Origin of the sequence: Pantoea phosphatilytica (assembly GCF_051025615.1) — a bacterium.
Taxonomy (GTDB): Bacteria; Pseudomonadota; Gammaproteobacteria; order Enterobacterales; family Enterobacteriaceae; genus Pantoea.
In genome coordinates this window covers 229,977-246,738 of sequence record NZ_JBPFDF010000003.1, presented here as the reverse complement: position 1 = coordinate 246,738, position 16,762 = coordinate 229,977, and the positions used below count along the sequence as shown (strand labels likewise).

The following is a 16,762-nucleotide window of genomic DNA, read 5'->3' as shown; positions in this document are numbered from 1 at the left end:
CGCCCGGCTTTTTCATGCAGGTCATCCTGCGGGACTACTTCTTCGCTTCGGTGCCCGGCTGTGAGGCACGTTGCAGGAACTGCTGTGTGACTTCAGGAATATGCTGCAGCAGCCACTCCGCCATGGCCACTTCCTGATCGCGGATTTCACTCAGTATGCGAACGCCCTGCGCGTCACCGACCTGTTCAGCCGTGGCGATCAGGCTGGTATAGCTGGCGATTTCGGCATTTTCAAAAACATAGCCACTGATTGCGCCCTTGACCACTTCATCTGAGTTGAACATCCCGCCGACAGCCTGACCGGTGGCCGCCATCTTACCCATCGCATCTTTCATCACTGAGTGGTCGATACCGTGGCTGTCGAGCAGCTGTTCCAGAAGCGTCAGCTGATGTTTCGTCTCGTCGAGATGCTGAGCCAGACGCTGCTCCAGTGCCGGATAGTGTTCAAGACGGCCCGACATCTTGCTGAGCATGCTTTCTGCCTGTTTTTCCATAGCATGCGCGTCGCGCAGCCAGTCGTGATAATGTTCAATCGCAGTCATGTCGTTCTCCTTAAGAAACAGTAATCGCTTCGGCTACCGAGGTGAGCTTCTCATCCGTTTGCTTCTCTTCATTCAGGGTCGTCTCCAGCAACTCTGCCGCTTTGGTGTACCCCAGCTTCAGCGCCAGCGCATGCAGCGTACCGTAAGTGGCAATCTCATAGTGCTCCACCTTCTGCGCCGCACCGATCAGCCCCTGATCGCGGATTTCGCCTTTTTCGACGGATTCGATAATCTCCTGCGCTTCTTCGACCAGCCCTTCCAGCGCATGACACTTCATTCGTTTAATTCTGACCTCAGGTGTGACCTCCACCAGTTCATCCAGTCGCTCAATCTGCGCACGGGTCTCTTCCAGATGCTGATTAAAGGCAGCGATAAGATTTTCGTCACTGGCAGCACGCGCCATTTTAGGCAATGCACGGGTTATCTGTTTCTCAGCGCTATAGACATCGGACAAGTCGTGGATGAACAGGTCATTTAACGTTTTCACTGTCATAAGATAGCCTCACTGTTAAAAAAGCTGCGCCGTTAATAACGCAACGCCAGTCATTTCGTTGACACACGGAAAGTCTAGTGGAGATTTATAATATCGCCCACCGCATCGGTATAAATTTAAGACAAAAGTAGCATATCAGATGCACTTTACCCTTTTACAGCAACACGTTAGCTCTTAATTCTTTTTCCTGCAGCCGCTTCGTCAGCCAAGCTGCAATTTGTACAATTTTATAAATAGCTGTATACATTTTTCAATCTGGCGCATAAAAATTGCACCGGCCAGGCATTACCTGTACAAAGTTTTATTAAATGGTATAGATTTAATCGATCGGAAATAAAAAAAACCGGAAAGGAAGCCTCTCCGGTTTAATTAACGGCGTCTTTGCCTGCTGTTGATTCAGCAGCGACACAATTCAGAATGTAATTATCTTGCAGGAAAATAAAAGAGATCTTTTACAGCCCGGTAAACGGCATCCACAGCCCTGACAGCAGCATCAGATTCGTTTAGCTCCGGCGACTTACCTTCCCTCCCTTACGCCCTGCCTCAATCGCACGTTCGGGATCGTTCTTGAAGTTCCCGCCGCTTTTCTGGCCACCTTTACGTCCCGCTTCCGCAGCACGCTCTTTGTCAGCCGCAAAATTTCCGGCCCCACCACGATATTGAGTCATTCTGTGTTCCTCTTTGAAATTAAAAATCAGAATTTGCACAGTTAATGCTTCATCAGGCCGATTCAGCAATCTAAATGTAGACAGAAAATCGGACCGATCAAGCGACAAAATAACAATCCGTCACGCTCTGGATTATTAGAGAGAGTTACCTATCCTGGATTGATAACGTATTTAAACTATCGCTGCGCGTCTATTCGAAAGAAGCGCAACGACGCGGCAATGCTTTTTCACATAAAAAGCCGCGCCCTATTAATCGATCATTTTCGAAAAATGTCCAATTGAAAAAATAGTAAACGAAGCGGCAGAAAGATAACCTCATCAATATCAGTTAGTGAAGATGATCAACAAACGATCAATTTACCTAAGCGAAGCGGTAAATATAATCAGGTTACTTTGTTATCACCCAGGAATTAAGCGAGACGCAGAAGGTCAATCGCGCCAGTTGAAAATAACCATTTTTGATCGATAAACGATCAAATATGCTGATTTAATGAAAATTAAATTCAAATGTCACCTCATCATCAGCGATGGGTATTAAAGAATAAACGAAGCGGTAATAGAGAGAGGTGAGAAAATGAAAAGCCGTTTTAGGATTAATACTAAAATTTAGTTCGTGTGGTGCTGCGCACCGATCGCTGAGGCGACCGGCAGGGAAAAAAAAGCCAGGGAGGATCCGGTAAGGTCAGAAGAAACGGCTGCGCCAGCGGTCAGGCTCAGCAAAGGTCGACTGCGTCGGGAAAGGCGTCATCTATCGCGATACCGCGTTTACCATTTTTCTTAATGCGATACATCGCTGCATCCGCCCGAGCCAGTGCGGTATCGAAGTCATCATTTTCCTGCACCTGCGACACGCCGACAGAGGCGCCGATCTGAGCGTGACCGTTTGACATATCAAAAGGGGTGAGCACCGCATCAAGACAGGCGTCAGTCAGTTCGCGGACCAGGGGGTGGTGCAGCGGATAGGGCAATAACAGAACAAACTCATCGCCGCCGAGCCGGCCAATGACCCCCTCAGCGGGTACGCATTCCGTTAAACGCTGACTGAGCTGGATCAGTACCTCATCCCCGCTGCGATGTCCCAGAGTGTCGTTAACATGCTTGAAGTTATCCAGATCGATAAAGGCAACACAGAGTGCTCCCTGCGCTTTCATTTCGCAGAAATAGTTTTGCAGAGCGTGGCGATTGTTGAGCAGCGTCAGGGGATCGTGCAGTGCCAGCAGCGCGAGCTGCGCTTCATACTGCTTCTCTTTCGTCATGTCGATATGGGTGCCGATCACTTTTACCGGCTCGCCCTGGGCGTTCCACTCACTGACCCGGCCACGATCCAGCACCCAGGTAATGCTGCCATTCTTTGCGATCATGCGGTGCAGCGCCTCGTAGTAAGGCGCTTTGCCGGCAATATGATCGTAAAACGCCCGCAGAACCTCAGCGGCATCATCGGGGTGCAGGCTCTCTTTCCAGGATTCAAAGTTGGCGTCGGTCTCTTTCGGCTGGAAACCCAGCATCGCGCCCCAGCGCCGGTTAAAGATCACCAGTTTGCCGCTGGGGATATCGAGCTGCCAGAGAAACAGCCCGGTGCCATCCAGCGCCGCGTTGAGTTTGTTCCGGGCGTCATGGGCTATACGCTTCAGACGCGCATTATGCTTTTTCAGGTTCTGTATCTGCAGCCGCAGTGCTTCTTCTGACATGACCGTGAGAGCGCTGGAAAAAAGGGGTATTGTGCCTGTCAGGTGGATTCTGTAAAGAGTGGCTTATAAAACACGATTAGTCGCGGTCAATTGCACGCTGGACAGCATATCAGGCGGTGACACTCTGGCAACGCAGCACAGAGCCGGGACGGCAAATTGGTTTCGCCGTGAAATCTGTTTGTGTGGCTACTCAATTCAGAGCCGGAATGAACGGCGGAAATGGAAATTCGGATTGTTCGGCGGGATGTGGCGAGTGAATCGAACCTGTCGATAACGGGTTCGCCTCAGAATGCAAAAACCCGCCAGAGGCGGGTTCTTTAAATATGGTGCCCGAACCCGGAATCGAACCAGGGACACGGGGATTTTCAATCCCCTGCTCTACCGACTGAGCTATTCGGGCAACGGGGCGCATTAAACCAAAGCGGCCCGGCAGCGTCAAACGCTTTTCACCAAAATCACACCAACTGACCGCTTTTCCATCAACCCGGCCATCGGGTCTGTTTCACGGCAAAAAAGCGGCCGTCGATCGAATAAATTTCAGCCAGCAGCGGGCTGCCCTCTCTATTGCGCCGCTATTTTGCCGATATAACTTGCGAGACCCACACTAATAATAAGGATCATCATGTTTTCTACTATTACATCAGGTATTGCTTCCCGTCATAGCTGGCAGAAGCGCTCACACTCAGCGGCTACGCTGAGCTCTCTCAACGGCTCCATCGCCATGATCGAATTCTCACCCGATGGCACCATTCTCGGCGCCAACGCGCTGTTTCTGGCGAGCATGGGCTATACGCTGGCGGAGATCGAGGGCCAGCACCACAGCCTGTTCTGCACGCCGGAACAGCTGCAGTCGCAGGCCTATCGCGACTTCTGGCAGCGACTCAACCGGGGCGAAAGCTTCAGCGATAAGTTTCTGCGCATGGCGAAGAACAGCCGCCCGATCTGGCTGGAAGCCAACTATGTTCCGGTGCAGAACCGTCACGGTCGGGTAATCAAAATCGTCAAGCTGGCCACCGACATTACCAGCCATATTAACGATGCGCAGGAGCAGCGCGCCATCACCACCGCCATTGAACGATCGATGGCGGTGATCGCCTTTAACCTCAAAGGGGAAGTCCTGAAAGCCAACGACAACTTCCTGAAAACCATGGGCTACCGTCGCGAAGAGGTGGAAGGCGTTCATCACAGCCGCTTCTGTTCTGCGGCCGTGCGTGACAGCCGGGAGTACAGCGAATTCTGGCAGCAGCTGAATCGGGGTGAATTTGTCTCGGGTCAGTTTCCCCGCGTCAACAAGCAGGGCGAGACGATCTGGCTGCGTGCCACCTACAACCCGGTATTTGATGAACAGGGCAGGCTCTACAAAATCGTCAAGTTCGCGACCGACGTCACCGCCCAGGTGGAGAAGAATCAACAGGAGCATGATGCGGCGCAGCGGGCTTATCATACTGCGCTGCAAACGGATAAGAGCACAAAACTGGGGGCGGATGTGATCGCCAGCAGCGTCGAAACCATGAACGCGCTGGCCGGCGAACTGCAGGGGATCTCCGGGGATATTACCGGACTGAGTGAATCCTCTGATCGTATCGGAGCAATTGTTGAAGGGATTCGTCGGATCGCCGATCAGACCAACCTGCTGGCGCTCAATGCGGCCATCGAAGCGGCGCGCGCCGGCACGCATGGCCGCAGCTTCGCGGTGGTGGCGAACGAAGTTCGCACGCTGGCGGCGAACATCAACCGCGCGACCACCGACATCGAAAACCGGATACAGCAGAACCATCTGCTGGCGAGCCGGGCACTGAAAGGGATTGAGTCGAACCTGAAGCGCGCCGATCAGGGCGTGCAGCTGGCGCAGGAGGCGGGTGGCGTCATTGCGGAGATTCGGGAGGGCGCAACGGACGTGGTGCACGCGATTGGTCAGGTCACGAAAACGCTCAGCGTCTGACGCGCAGGGGGGGCAGTCGCCCCCTTTTTTTATGGCGTGGCCGGGGCGGTCGCGTCCGGCGTCGGCGGAAGGAAAATGTGATCCAGTATATCCCGCATTACGGGCGCTGCCGTGACCCCTTCCCCGCCTCCGTTCTCCAGAATCAGCGCCACCGCCACTTTCGGGTCATTAAAGGGCGCAAAGGCGGTATAGAAGATATGGTCGCGCAGCCGGACCGGGATCATCTTCGCGTTATAGGTCTGATTCTGGCGCAGGCTGAACACCTGAGAGGTCCCGCTTTTCGCCGCGATGCCATAAGGTGCGGTGTGGAAATATTTATACCCGGTGCCGTTGGGTGAGTTAGCCATGCCAAACATCGCGTGGCGCACCAGCGACCAGTAAGGTGAACGGGGATCGCCAATCTGCGTTTCGCGCTGCTGCGGATGGTAATTTTCAACCAGTGTGCCGCGCTGGGTTTTCTCCAGCAGATGGGGCGCGATGACCCGGCCGTTGTTGATCAGCGCCACCATCGCTTTCACCATCTGAATCGGCGTCGCAATCCAGTACCCCTGGCCGATGCCCACGGACACCGTGTCTCCCTGATACCAGGGCTTTTTATGCACCTTCTGCTTCCATTCGCGGCTCGGCAGTAAGCCGTTGTACTCCTCATTGAGATCGATGCCGGAGGGCCTGCCATAACCGAACTGGCTGAGCATGGTGTGAATCCGGTCGATGCCCATCATGAATGCCACCTGATAGAAAAAGGTGTCGGCGGACTCTTCGATGGCGCGCGTCACATCCAGCATACCGTGACCGGTTTTTTTCCAGTCGCGATAGCGCCGATCGGTGCCGGGCAGCGTCCAGGTTGGCGCACCGAAGAACTGCGTCTGTGGCGTGATCACATGGGTCAGCAGCGCCGACATCGCCATATACGGCTTCACCGTCGAGGCGGGCGGATAGAGTCCCTGCGTCACGCGGTTGATCAGCGGCAGATCCTTGTCCTGCAGCAGTTTTTTATAGGCCTGATAGCTGATGCCTTTAACGAAGGGATTGGGATCGTAGCTGGGGCTGGAGACCATCGCCAGCACCGATCCGTCATGCGGATCTTCTATCAGCAGCGCCGCACGCTGCCCCGCCAGACGGCTCTCCACATACTGCTGCAGGTGGAGATCCAGCGTCAGCGTCAGGTTTTTACCGGCGACCGGCGGCACCTCTTTCAGCACCCGCACAATCCGGCCGTGGTTATCCACCTCCACTTCCTGATAGCCTGGTTTGCCATGCAGCAGCGTTTCGTAATAGCCCTCAATCCCCTGCTTACCGATGTTATGGTCTGCCGCGTAGTTCTCCGCAATGCCTTCGCCATTCAGCCGTTTGTAGTCGCTGTCGTTAATTTTCGACACATAGCCGACCACATGCGCCAGATCCGCGCCATAGGGATATTCGCGATCCTGATAGGTTTCAATCGTCGCCCCGGTAAAGTGGAACTGATTCACCGCAAAGCGGGCGACCTCCTCCTCGGTCAGCTCCTCTTTCAGCACCACCGGCTTGTAACGGCTGGTCTGCTTCAGCGCATGGCGGAACGTCTCAATCTCGTCAGGCGTCAGATTCACGATGGGCGTCAGCGCCCGCAGCGTGGCGTCCATGTCGCTGATCTTGTAAGGCGTCAGCGTGATGGCGTACCAGCTGACGTTGCGCACCAGCGGAATGCCGTTGCGGTCATAGATCAGCCCGCGCGTAGGGGCGATGGGGATCATCTTAATGTCGTTCTGGTTAGAGCGCGTCTGGTAGTAGCTATGATCGCGCACCTGCAGGCGGTAGAGGTTTACGCCAAGAATAGTGAAACAGGTGCAGACCAGAGCAAAGGCTATCGCGGCACGGCGGGCAAACAGCTTCTCTTCAGCGTCGAAGTTACGAAAGTTCATCAGGGGGTATTATCGGACAATTCATTATTATCTGTTGTTGCGCACCATGATAAGGCGCGAACGCCGGGGTGCCAGCGCGAAGATGCACAAGCCTCAGTTAAAGTATGTCATTTGATGTGAATGTTACGGGAAGTCGGCGGAAAATGCCGATCCTCCGGCAGAGGAGGATCGGTTCAGGGAGAGAGGCAGCAGACGGGCGCGCCCGTCCGCCACGCGGATTAGTCTCCCAGCAGGACAGACTCCAGCGCAATTTTGATCATGTCGTTGAAGGTCGTCTGGCGCTCGGCAGCGGTGGTCTGCTCGTGCGTACGGATATGGTCAGAAACGGTACAGATGGTCAGCGCTTTCGCACCGAACTCAGCGGCCACACCGTAAATACCTGCGGCTTCCATCTCCACGCCCAGGATGCCATATTTTTCCATCACGTCGAACATCTGCGGATCCGGGGTATAGAAGAGATCGGCAGAGAAGATGTTGCCCACGCGCGCGTCAACGCCCAGGTTTTTCGCCGCATCGACCGCGTTACGCACCATGTCGAAGTCCGCAATCGCCGCGAAGTCGTGATCCCTGAAACGCATACGGTTCACTTTGGAATCGGTGCAGGCACCCAGACCAATCACGATGTCACGCAGTTTGACATCCGCGCGTACCGCACCACAGGAGCCCACACGGATGATCTTCTTCACGCCGAAATCGGTGATCAGCTCTTTGGTGTAGATTGAGCAGGAAGGGATCCCCATGCCGTGGCCCATCACAGAGACTTTACGGCCTTTGTAGGTGCCGGTGTAGCCCAGCATCCCACGCACGTTGTTCACTTCTACCGCGTTTTCGAGGAAGGTTTCTGCGATGTGTTTCGCACGCAGCGGGTCGCCAGGCATCAGTACGACGTCTGCGAAATCACCCATTTCAGCATTAATATGAGGGGTTGCCATTGTTTAATCCTTATTAAATTGCTGATTTACAGCATGTTCTTGCCATAGTCCATCTCGGACAGGCCAAAATAGTGTGCAATTGTCTGACCGATATCGGCGAAGGTTTCGCGATAGCCGAGCGAGCCAGGCTCTACGTTCGGTCCGTAGATCAGAATCGGAATGTGCTCACGGGTGTGCTCCGTACCCTGCCAGGTCGGATCGCAGCCGTGGTCTGCGGTCAGAATCAGAATGTCATCTTCCCCGACCAGTTCCATCAGCTCCGGCAGGCGGCGGTCAAACAGTTCCAGTCCGCCCGCGTAACCGGCGACGTCGCGACGATGGCCCCAGGTGGAGTCAAAATCCACGAAGTTAGTGAAAACAATCGCCTGATCCGGCGCCGTTTTCATCTCCTGAATCGTGGCGTCAAACAGCGCATCCAGACCGGTCGCTTTGACCTTTTTGGTAATGCCCTGTTCCGCGTAGATATCGGCGATTTTACCTACGGAGATCACATGACCGCCCTTCTCATCCACCAGCTTTTTCAGCATGGTCGCTGAAGGTGGCTCGACCGCCAGATCGTGACGGTTACCGGTGCGCTCAAACTGACCCGCCTTGTCACCCACAAACGGACGCGCGATGACCCGGCCAATGTTATAGCCCCCTTCGGTCAGCTCTTCGCGGGCAATTTCGCACAGCGCGTAAAGACGCTCAAGACCAAAGGTCTCTTCGTGACAGGCGATCTGAAAAACGGAGTCCGCCGAGGTATAGAAAATCGGCTTGCCGGTTTTCATATGCTCTTCGCCCAGCTGGTCGAGGATCACCGTACCGGAAGAGTGGCAGTTACCGAGGTAGCCCGGCAGATCCGCGCGCTCAACCAGCTTATCCAGCAGTTCCTGCGGGAAGCTGTTCTCTTTGTCGCTGAAGTAGCCCCAGTCAAACAGCACCGGTACTCCGGCGATCTCCCAGTGACCAGAGGGCGTGTCTTTACCTGACGAAAGTTCGCTGGCGTAGGCGTACGCGCCGGTGATTTTCGCTTCAGGATCCAGACCTGCCGGGAAGCGACCGGTAGAGAGTTCAGCCGCCTTACCCAGACCCAGCGCGGTGAGATTCGGCAGATGCAGCGGGCCTTTGCGCCCTTTATCTGCTTCACCTTTGAAGCAGGCTTCGGCGATGTGACCTAAGGTGTCCGAACCTGCGTCGCCGAATTTATCGGCATCTTTACTGGCACCAATTCCAAAGGAATCGAGAACCATAATAAAAGCACGTTTCATGCAAGTCTCCTGCGCATCCGCGCGTGACAAGTCAAAAAAAAGCGATCAGATCAGTATACCCGAATGGATCGCCGCTGGCACCGGTTACGGATCAGTTAGCTGATATCAGTCACACGACGGTAGACGACCGGCGTCTCCGCCGGGGCGCTGTCACCGATCACCAGCGCGGCTTTCACCGCGGCGGCGGCCTGCTGCCATTGATCCTCGCTGCTGGCGTGAATGACGGCCAGCGGACGCTGCGCATCAGCGCGTTCGCCCAGGGTGATCATTTCGTCTAACCCGACGCTGTAATCGATCGTATCGCTGGCGCGCTGACGTCCGCCGCCCATCGCCACTACCGCCAGGCCCAGTGCACGGGTATCCATGCTGCTGACAATCCCCGGCTGATCGGCATAGACCGGTTTACTCAGTGTGGCCTGCGGAAGGTAGGTCGCGTAACGCTCGACGAAATCGGCAGGCCCCTTCTGCGCGGCCACCATGCGGCCAAAGCACTCGGCGGCCTGGCCATTGTCCAGCACCCTCATCAGCTTCTGACGCGCTTCGCTCTCGCTCGCCGCCAGTCTGCCGGAGATCAGCATTTCACCGCAGAGCGCCAGCGTGACGTCGAGCAGGCGCGGATTGCGCGCCTCGCCGGTCAGGAAGCGCACCGCTTCACGCACCTCCAGCGCGTTACCGGCTGAGGAGGCCAGCACCTGATTCATATCGGTCAGCAGAGCGGTGGTCTGGCAGCCCGCGCCATTGGCAACGCCAACGATCGACTGCGCCAGGCTCTCTGACGCCGCATAGGTTGGCATAAACGCGCCGGAACCCACTTTGACATCCATCACCAGCGCATCCAGCCCCTCGGCCAGCTTTTTCGCCAGAATCGAGGCGGTAATCAGCGGAATGGAGTCGACGGTGGCGGTAATGTCACGCGTCGCGTAGAACCGCTTATCCGCCGGTGCCAGCGAGCTGGTCTGGCCGATAATGGCGACACCCACCTGCTTAATGATCTCGCGGAAGCGGTCGTCGCTGGGGAAGATATCGAAGCCCGGAATCGCCTCCAGCTTGTCCAGCGTGCCACCGGTGTGGCCCAGGCCACGCCCGGAGATCATCGGTACATAGCCACCGCAGGCGGCGACCATCGGCCCTAACATCAGCGACGTGACGTCGCCGACGCCGCCGGTCGAGTGCTTATCCACCAGCGGGCCGTTGAGGTTCAGCGACTTCCAGTTCAGTACCGTGCCGGAATCACGCATCGCCATCGTCAGCGCCACCCGCTCCAGCAGCGTCATATCATGAAAATAGATGGTCATCGCCAGCGCAGCGATCTGCCCTTCCGACACGGTGTTATCACGCACGCCGTTGATGAAGAAGCGGATCTCCTCTTCCGTCAGCGCAAGACCATCACGTTTTTTACGAATAATTTCTTGTGGCAGGAACAAGGTAGCCCCCTGGTTCAGGGAAAGAGTGAAGAACAGGCGGTCGGCGACCGCCAGAGGGATCAGTAACCGGCTTTGCTGGTGTCGCTCTCGTGACCCAGCGTGTTAAGCAGGCTCGCCAGCAGGCTTGAGGCACCAAAGCGGAAATGGCGTGCGTCGGCCCACTCTGCGCCCAGTGTCGCGTCGGCCATCTGCAGGTAGATCGCAGCATCTTCAGCGGTACGTACGCCGCCCGCCGGTTTGAAACCGACCTGCTGGCTGACACCTTTATCGCGGATCACGTTCATCATGATCTGCGCCACTTCCGGCGTGGCGTTAACCGGCACTTTCCCGGTGGAGGTTTTGATGAAGTCCGCACCCGCGTCGATAGCAATTTCAGAGGCCTGACGGATCAGCGCCTCCTCTTTCAGCTCACCGGTTTCGATGATCACCTTCAGCAGCACATCCGCTTCCGCGCAGGCGGTTTTACAGGCTTTCACCAGATCGAAACCAACCTGGCTGTTACCGGCGATCAGCGCACGGTACGGGAAGACCACATCCACCTCATCGGCACCGTAGGCGATAGCCGCGCGGGTTTCTGCCAGCGCAATGTCAATATCGTCGTTGCCGTGCGGGAAATTGGTGACGGTGGCGATACGGATCTCCGGGGTGCCCTGCTCGCGCAGCGTTTTACGCGCGATCGGAATAAAACGTGGATAGATACAGATCGCAGCGGTGTTGCCCGCCGGGGATTTGGCCTGATGACAGAGGGCGATCACTTTTGCGTCGGTGTCATCTTCATTCAGGGTGGTCAAATCCATCAGTTTCAGGGCGCGCAGGGCAAGGTGTTTGATATCGGTCATGTGGCTCTCCAAAGGATCGGGATGCAACCCACCGGCTCGTCGGCGGAATGTTATAATAATAACACTCTGACGCGCACTGATATGTGCCAGGAGTCACATAGAAATAAGAATCTGCTGCAAAACTGGCGCGTATACTGTGACTAAAATCTCAGATAACAGGGCCTGATCGCCATTATACGCCAGCCGGGGCAATGTTACTATTATCACATTTAACGGGCGACCGGCCGGGCGATACGGAAGGGATCAGTTGCGCACTGCGGGAAACGCGGAATCGAGCTGAAACAGCTGCTGACTGTTCTGCCACAGCGCGTCGGCGATCGCTTCAGGTGACTCTTTACGCAGGCTGCAGAGCGTCTGCCACACCTGACGCGCCCGTTCCGGGCGGTTAGGCTGGCCCTGAAAGCCGTGCAGCGGCATATCCGGTGCATCAGTTTCCAGCAGCAGCGACGCCAGCGGCAGTTGCGCCACGGTCTGCCGGGTTTTACTGGCGCGTTCATAGGTAATGGTGCCGCCGATGCCAATCGCATAACCCAGTTTTATAAAGGCCTGCGCCTGCTGCAGGCTGCCCGCAAAACCGTGTATTACGCCCCGGCGTGGCAGATCGTGACGACGCAGGATCTGCGCCAGCTTGTCGTGGGTCCGGCGGGAATGCAGGATCACCGGCAGCGTGTAGCGTTTCGCCAGCCTGAGCTGCGCTTCCAGAAAGCGTTGCTGCTTATCAAACTGCGGATCGTCGCGATAGAGATCCAGCCCGATCTCACCGATCGCCACCAGCTTACGCGGCCGCTGTTGCAGCAGGGTTTCCAGTTGATCAAGGTGCGCTTCCCGATGATTTTCAATCACGATGGGATGCAGCCCCAGCGCGGCATAGAGCGCCGGATGCGTTGCGGCCAGCTCGCAGACCCGCCCGAAGCGGCTGGCATCGATAGCCGGAATGATGATTTTCTCAACGCCCGCCTCCGCCGCGCGGGCCAGGCTCGCGACGGTATCCCCCTCAAAGGGCGGAAAATCAAAGTGACAGTGCGTGTCGATAAATTTCATGCCAGCGATCCTTTGTCGTAATCTGCATCGTTGTCCGCCAGCGACGGCGTGATAATCAGCCGGGTATCGGGCGCATTGGCGACCGGCGCGGGCGGCGTCACGATGCGCGGCGGGCTAAGCGGCTCCGCGTCGCTCAGCCACTGGCCCAGCGTGGCGATAAAGTAGCGCCCGCAGCGCCGTCCCAGATGATAATCCTGATTCAGCGAGGCGATCCGGCTGCCCAGCGCACTGCTGGCCAGCGCGTGCGGGGGAAAGATTTCAATAATACGCAAATCCTCCGGCGGATTTTCAATAAACTGCTGAATCTCGCGATAGCTCTGCTCATGCATATTGAGCACATTGATCATCGGCTGCAGCGCGCCGGTACTGAGCCAGCGCTCCATGCGTTTAAACCATTTGGGCGTGTAGAACATCTGCGAGGGCACGGTGCGGATCACCACAATCGTATCGGCACCGCGACGCGCGGCCTCCCGCACCGGGATCGCATCGCTGATGCCCCCGTCGAGGTAGCTGACCCCCTCCAGGTTCACGCCCAGCCGGTAGAAACCAGGAATGGCGCTGGAGGCTTTAATCAGCTCCAGCCAGTTATCAGCCGTAGGAGTAAAGTAACCTGGCGTGTAGTCGTCGCTGCGGCAGGCGCACATATAAAATTCACGCCCGCTGGCAAAGGCCTGCTCGGCTTGTCGCATCGCCAGTGGAAATTCGCTGCGGGTAATCTCAATCAGCCAGTCGAGATCGATCAGATTGCCGCCCCGCACAAAGCGCAGCGGATCAAAAAAGAGTTTACTGGTGGTATAGCGGGTAATCACGCGCCGGGCATAGCCGGGCTGACCGCAGACATAGGCAGAGAGATTCTGTGCGCCGGCAGAGGTGCCGAGCATAAGCTGAAAGGGATTAAAGCGGGCGCGCTGAAATTCATCCAGAACACCGGCAGTGAAAATGCCTCGCTGACCGCCGCCTTCGCAGACGAGCGCGATTTTTCGTGATTTAAAGGGGGTCAGGGCCAGAGGTTCAAGGGTGCCGAGCGTGACAGGAATGCGAATACCCACTGTGCGAACCTCATCAGGGTTCCGGGTATGCTGAGGGATCGCTCCGTTGATGAAGGCAGCATGCCGGAGAACCAGTCATCTCATCCTTTAACCAGCAGGCCAGCGTGCTGGCTTGCCATCGCAGCGAAATGAAGGGATCCCTCTCTTCAGGTGACTCGCTGCGGATGACGGGTCTCCGCTTTATGCAACAGGTTGCATTATACTGCAGGACTCATCGGCTAAAGCTTTTTACGGCCGGTGAACAGGCTGATGAGGAACAGGATAATACCTACAACGAAGACAACTTTAGCTGCCCATGCTGCTGTACCCGCTAAACCGCCGAAACCTAACGCTGCAGCAATCAGTGCGATTACCAGAAAAATAATGCCCCAACGAAACATAAGCCTCTCCTTACCCTATTTAAATTCGAACTGCTTATTTCATCCCCGGATGGGTGTCTTTTATTCGTGCGGCCACCGGAGCAACCGCACGTCAGCTATTAAGATTTAACCGTCAGGTCATTCTTAACGCTTTTCACGCCTTCAATGGCTTTAGCGATGCTTTCTGCACGGTCTGACTGTGCCTGATTAGCAACATGCCCTGAAAGCTGAACAACACCGTCGGTAGTCTCAACTTTGACGTTGCGCGACGGAACAATGTCATCTGCTAATAGCTTAGCTTTAATTTCGCTGGTCGTTGCGGCATCGCCCGCATAACCTTTCACTGAAGATGATTTGCTGTCTCTGACGTGTAGTTTGTCGCTGACGGATTTAACACCTTCGATCTTCTGCACCACAGCCACAGCCTTTTCAGCCTGCTCCTGTGAGGTGACGAAACCGCTTAAGGTCACGACGCCCTGATGCGTTTTTACCGAGATATCCGTGCTTTTAATCGCGTCGTCATCCACCAGGGCCGCTTTGGCTTTGGCGGTGATGGCGCTGTCATCCATAAAACCATCGACTTTTTTCATAGAACTATCGATTTTTGAACCCGCGCTGTCGGCTGTCTGTGACGCTTTCTGCGACATGGATTCATCAGCCAGTGCGCTGCCGCTGATCAGAGCTGAACCAATCATGGCGGCCATCAGGGTTTTAGCAATCTTAGTCTTGTTCATCGATATCTTCCTTCTATCAGTTAACTCACCCAAAAACTGTGGGCGAAACAGCGGCAATAAGGCCACTGCGTTACAGGACGTAAGGACAAGAGAAGTCTCTTCCGCCGTCCGATAAAATAATCATAGACGGCATTTTGCAACTTGCCTGGCTAACTGGTTGATCACACGTCAAAACAGAATAAAAGCAGTGTTTTTAGGAGGAGTCTGGAGCGGGGGAAACAGGGCCACTCCCAGCTGGAGTGGCCCGGAAACAGCGCGATCAGTGCTCGCGTGTTTTACGGAAACGGACGTCGGGATAACGTTCCTGAGTAATATTCAGATTGACCATGGTTGGCGCGATATAAGTCAAATTATCACCGCCATCGAGCGCCAGGTTCACTTCGTTTTTACGCTGGAAGTCATCAAACTTTTTCGCGTCGTCACACTCTACCCAGCGCGCCGTTGAGACGTTAATCGCTTCGTAGATCGCTTCGACGTTATATTCACTTTTCAGACGCGCCACGACCACGTCGAACTGCAGCACCCCAACAGCGCCCACGATCAGATCGTTGTTATGCACCGGACGGAAGACCTGTACGGCGCCCTCTTCCGACAGCTGAACCAGCCCTTTCAGCAGCTGTTTCTGCTTCAGCGGATCGCGCAGGCGAATACGGCGGAACAGCTCTGGGGCGAAGTTCGGAATGCCGGTGAACTTCATGTTCTCACCCTGGGTAAAGGTGTCGCCAATCTGGATGGTGCCGTGGTTATGCAGGCCGATGATATCGCCGGGGTAGGCTTCTTCAACATGCGCACGGTCGCCCGCCATAAAGGTCAGCGCGTCGGAGATCATCACATCTTTGCCGGTGCGCACCTGACGCAGCTTCATCCCTTTTTCATATTTACCGGACACCACACGCATAAAGGCAACGCGGTCGCGGTGTTTCGGGTCCATATTGGCCTGGATCTTAAACACGAAGCCGGTGAACTTCTCTTCCTTCGCTTCCACCCGGCGGGTGTCAGTGTCGCGCGGCATCGGACGCGGCGCCCAGGAGACCAGGCCATCCAGCATGTGGTCGACGCCGAAGTTCCCCAGCGCGGTACCGAAGAAGACCGGTGAGAGTTCGCCATTCAGGAAGGCTTCCTGCTCGAACTCGTGCGAGGCACCCTGAACCAGCTCCAGCTCTTCGCGCAGCTGCGACGCCAGATCTTCGCCTACGGCGGCGTCGAGATCCGGGTTGTTCAGCCCCTTCACGATGCGCACATCCTGAATGGTGTGGCCTTTACCGGTCTGATAAAGATAGGTTTCATCTTTGTAGAGGTGATAGACGCCTTTAAACAGCTTGCCGCAGCCAATCGGCCAGGTAATCGGCGCACAGGCGATTTTCAGCTCGCTCTCGACCTCATCCAGCAGCTCCATCGGATCGCGGATGTCACGGTCAAGTTTGTTCATGAAGGTCAGGATCGGCGTGTCGCGCAGGCGGGTCACTTCCATCAGCTTGCGGGTACGATCCTCGACGCCTTTCGCGGCATCGATCACCATCAGACAGCAGTCAACCGCCGTCAGGGTACGGTAGGTATCTTCGGAGAAATCTTCGTGGCCCGGGGTATCCAGCAGATTCACCAGGCTGTCGCGATAGGGAAACTGCATGACCGAGGTGGTGATGGAGATACCACGCTGTTTCTCCATCTCCATCCAGTCTGACTTGGCGTGCTGGTTAGAACCACGGCCTTTCACCGTACCGGCGGTCTGAATAGCCTGTCCGAACAGCAGCACTTTTTCGGTAATGGTGGTTTTACCGGCATCCGGGTGCGAAATGATCGCGAAGGTGCGGCGGCGAGCCACCTCTTCTAAAAAGGGATTAGACATGGAATTTTTCTCAATAGGCAGCGCACCTGCTGGCGCTGCTGATAAATCATGGTGG

Annotated in this window: 15 protein-coding genes and 1 tRNA gene; 1 reads left to right on the top strand and 15 read right to left on the bottom strand. The window is 55.8% G+C overall.

What is annotated here, in order from left to right; translation table 11 throughout:
• Nucleotides 1-34: 34 nt before the first annotated feature.
• From ACR6AS_RS13810 to ACR6AS_RS13790, 5 genes are all read right to left on the bottom strand, one after another.
• Entirely contained in the window at nucleotides 35-541 is a 507-nt protein-coding gene (locus ACR6AS_RS13810; protein ID WP_111140752.1) for a ferritin-like domain-containing protein, read from the bottom strand.
• A 10-nt stretch (nucleotides 542-551) separates the two neighbouring features.
• On the bottom strand, nucleotides 552-1,034 hold the full coding sequence (locus tag ACR6AS_RS13805; protein WP_111140753.1) for a YciE/YciF ferroxidase family protein: 483 nt from the start codon (nucleotides 1,032-1,034) through the stop codon (nucleotides 552-554).
• A gap of 503 nt (nucleotides 1,035-1,537) precedes the next feature.
• Nucleotides 1,538-1,702, bottom strand: coding sequence for a con-10 family general stress protein (locus tag ACR6AS_RS13800; protein WP_004571242.1), 165 nt, complete (start codon nucleotides 1,700-1,702; stop codon nucleotides 1,538-1,540).
• Nucleotides 1,703-2,415: 713 nt separating this feature from the next.
• Nucleotides 2,416-3,390, bottom strand: coding sequence for a diguanylate cyclase domain-containing protein (locus ACR6AS_RS13795; protein ID WP_434162547.1), 975 nt, complete (start codon nucleotides 3,388-3,390; stop codon nucleotides 2,416-2,418).
• 324 nt (nucleotides 3,391-3,714) lie between these two features.
• Nucleotides 3,715-3,790: transfer RNA gene (locus tag ACR6AS_RS13790), tRNA-Phe, on the bottom strand.
• Nucleotides 3,791-4,012: 222 nt separating this feature from the next.
• Here ACR6AS_RS13790 and ACR6AS_RS13785 point away from each other — a divergent pair.
• Complete coding sequence (locus ACR6AS_RS13785; RefSeq protein ID WP_288495989.1) at nucleotides 4,013-5,332, top strand: methyl-accepting chemotaxis protein; 1,320 nt, start codon at nucleotides 4,013-4,015, stop codon at nucleotides 5,330-5,332.
• Between the two features lie 29 nt (nucleotides 5,333-5,361).
• Here ACR6AS_RS13785 and mrdA read toward each other — a convergent pair whose 3' ends face one another.
• The 10 genes from mrdA to prfC form a co-directional block, all read right to left on the bottom strand.
• Nucleotides 5,362-7,233 carry a penicillin-binding protein 2 gene (gene mrdA / locus ACR6AS_RS13780; RefSeq protein ID WP_434162543.1) on the bottom strand — a complete coding sequence of 624 codons (1,872 nt, stop codon included), beginning with the start codon at nucleotides 7,231-7,233 and terminating at the stop codon, nucleotides 5,362-5,364.
• Nucleotides 7,234-7,451: 218 nt separating this feature from the next.
• A complete protein-coding gene (deoD, locus tag ACR6AS_RS13775; RefSeq protein WP_111140757.1) occupies nucleotides 7,452-8,165 on the bottom strand; it encodes a purine-nucleoside phosphorylase in 714 nt (237 codons plus the stop codon).
• 26 nt (nucleotides 8,166-8,191) lie between these two features.
• Entirely contained in the window at nucleotides 8,192-9,415 is a 1,224-nt protein-coding gene (deoB, locus tag ACR6AS_RS13770) for a phosphopentomutase (RefSeq protein ID WP_111140758.1), read from the bottom strand.
• Between the two features lie 95 nt (nucleotides 9,416-9,510).
• Nucleotides 9,511-10,839, bottom strand: a complete 1,329-nt coding sequence (deoA, locus tag ACR6AS_RS13765) for a thymidine phosphorylase (RefSeq protein WP_434162539.1) — start codon at nucleotides 10,837-10,839, stop codon at nucleotides 9,511-9,513.
• 59 nt (nucleotides 10,840-10,898) lie between these two features.
• Complete coding sequence (deoC, locus tag ACR6AS_RS13760; protein ID WP_111140760.1) at nucleotides 10,899-11,678, bottom strand: deoxyribose-phosphate aldolase; 780 nt, start codon at nucleotides 11,676-11,678, stop codon at nucleotides 10,899-10,901.
• A 243-nt stretch (nucleotides 11,679-11,921) separates the two neighbouring features.
• Nucleotides 11,922-12,719 carry a TatD family hydrolase gene (locus tag ACR6AS_RS13755; protein ID WP_111140761.1) on the bottom strand — a complete coding sequence of 266 codons (798 nt, stop codon included), beginning with the start codon at nucleotides 12,717-12,719 and terminating at the stop codon, nucleotides 11,922-11,924.
• Complete coding sequence (locus ACR6AS_RS13750) at nucleotides 12,716-13,768, bottom strand: patatin-like phospholipase family protein (protein ID WP_434162537.1); 1,053 nt, start codon at nucleotides 13,766-13,768, stop codon at nucleotides 12,716-12,718. The genes ACR6AS_RS13755 and ACR6AS_RS13750 overlap by 4 nt, the downstream gene beginning before the upstream one ends.
• A gap of 218 nt (nucleotides 13,769-13,986) precedes the next feature.
• Complete coding sequence (locus ACR6AS_RS13745) at nucleotides 13,987-14,148, bottom strand: DUF1328 domain-containing protein (protein ID WP_003848537.1); 162 nt, start codon at nucleotides 14,146-14,148, stop codon at nucleotides 13,987-13,989.
• Nucleotides 14,149-14,246: 98 nt separating this feature from the next.
• A complete protein-coding gene (gene osmY / locus ACR6AS_RS13740; RefSeq protein WP_111142193.1) occupies nucleotides 14,247-14,861 on the bottom strand; it encodes a molecular chaperone OsmY in 615 nt (204 codons plus the stop codon).
• A 259-nt stretch (nucleotides 14,862-15,120) separates the two neighbouring features.
• Nucleotides 15,121-16,707 carry a peptide chain release factor 3 gene (gene prfC, locus ACR6AS_RS13735; protein WP_111142192.1) on the bottom strand — a complete coding sequence of 529 codons (1,587 nt, stop codon included), beginning with the start codon at nucleotides 16,705-16,707 and terminating at the stop codon, nucleotides 15,121-15,123.
• Nucleotides 16,708-16,762: the final 55 nt, after the last annotated feature.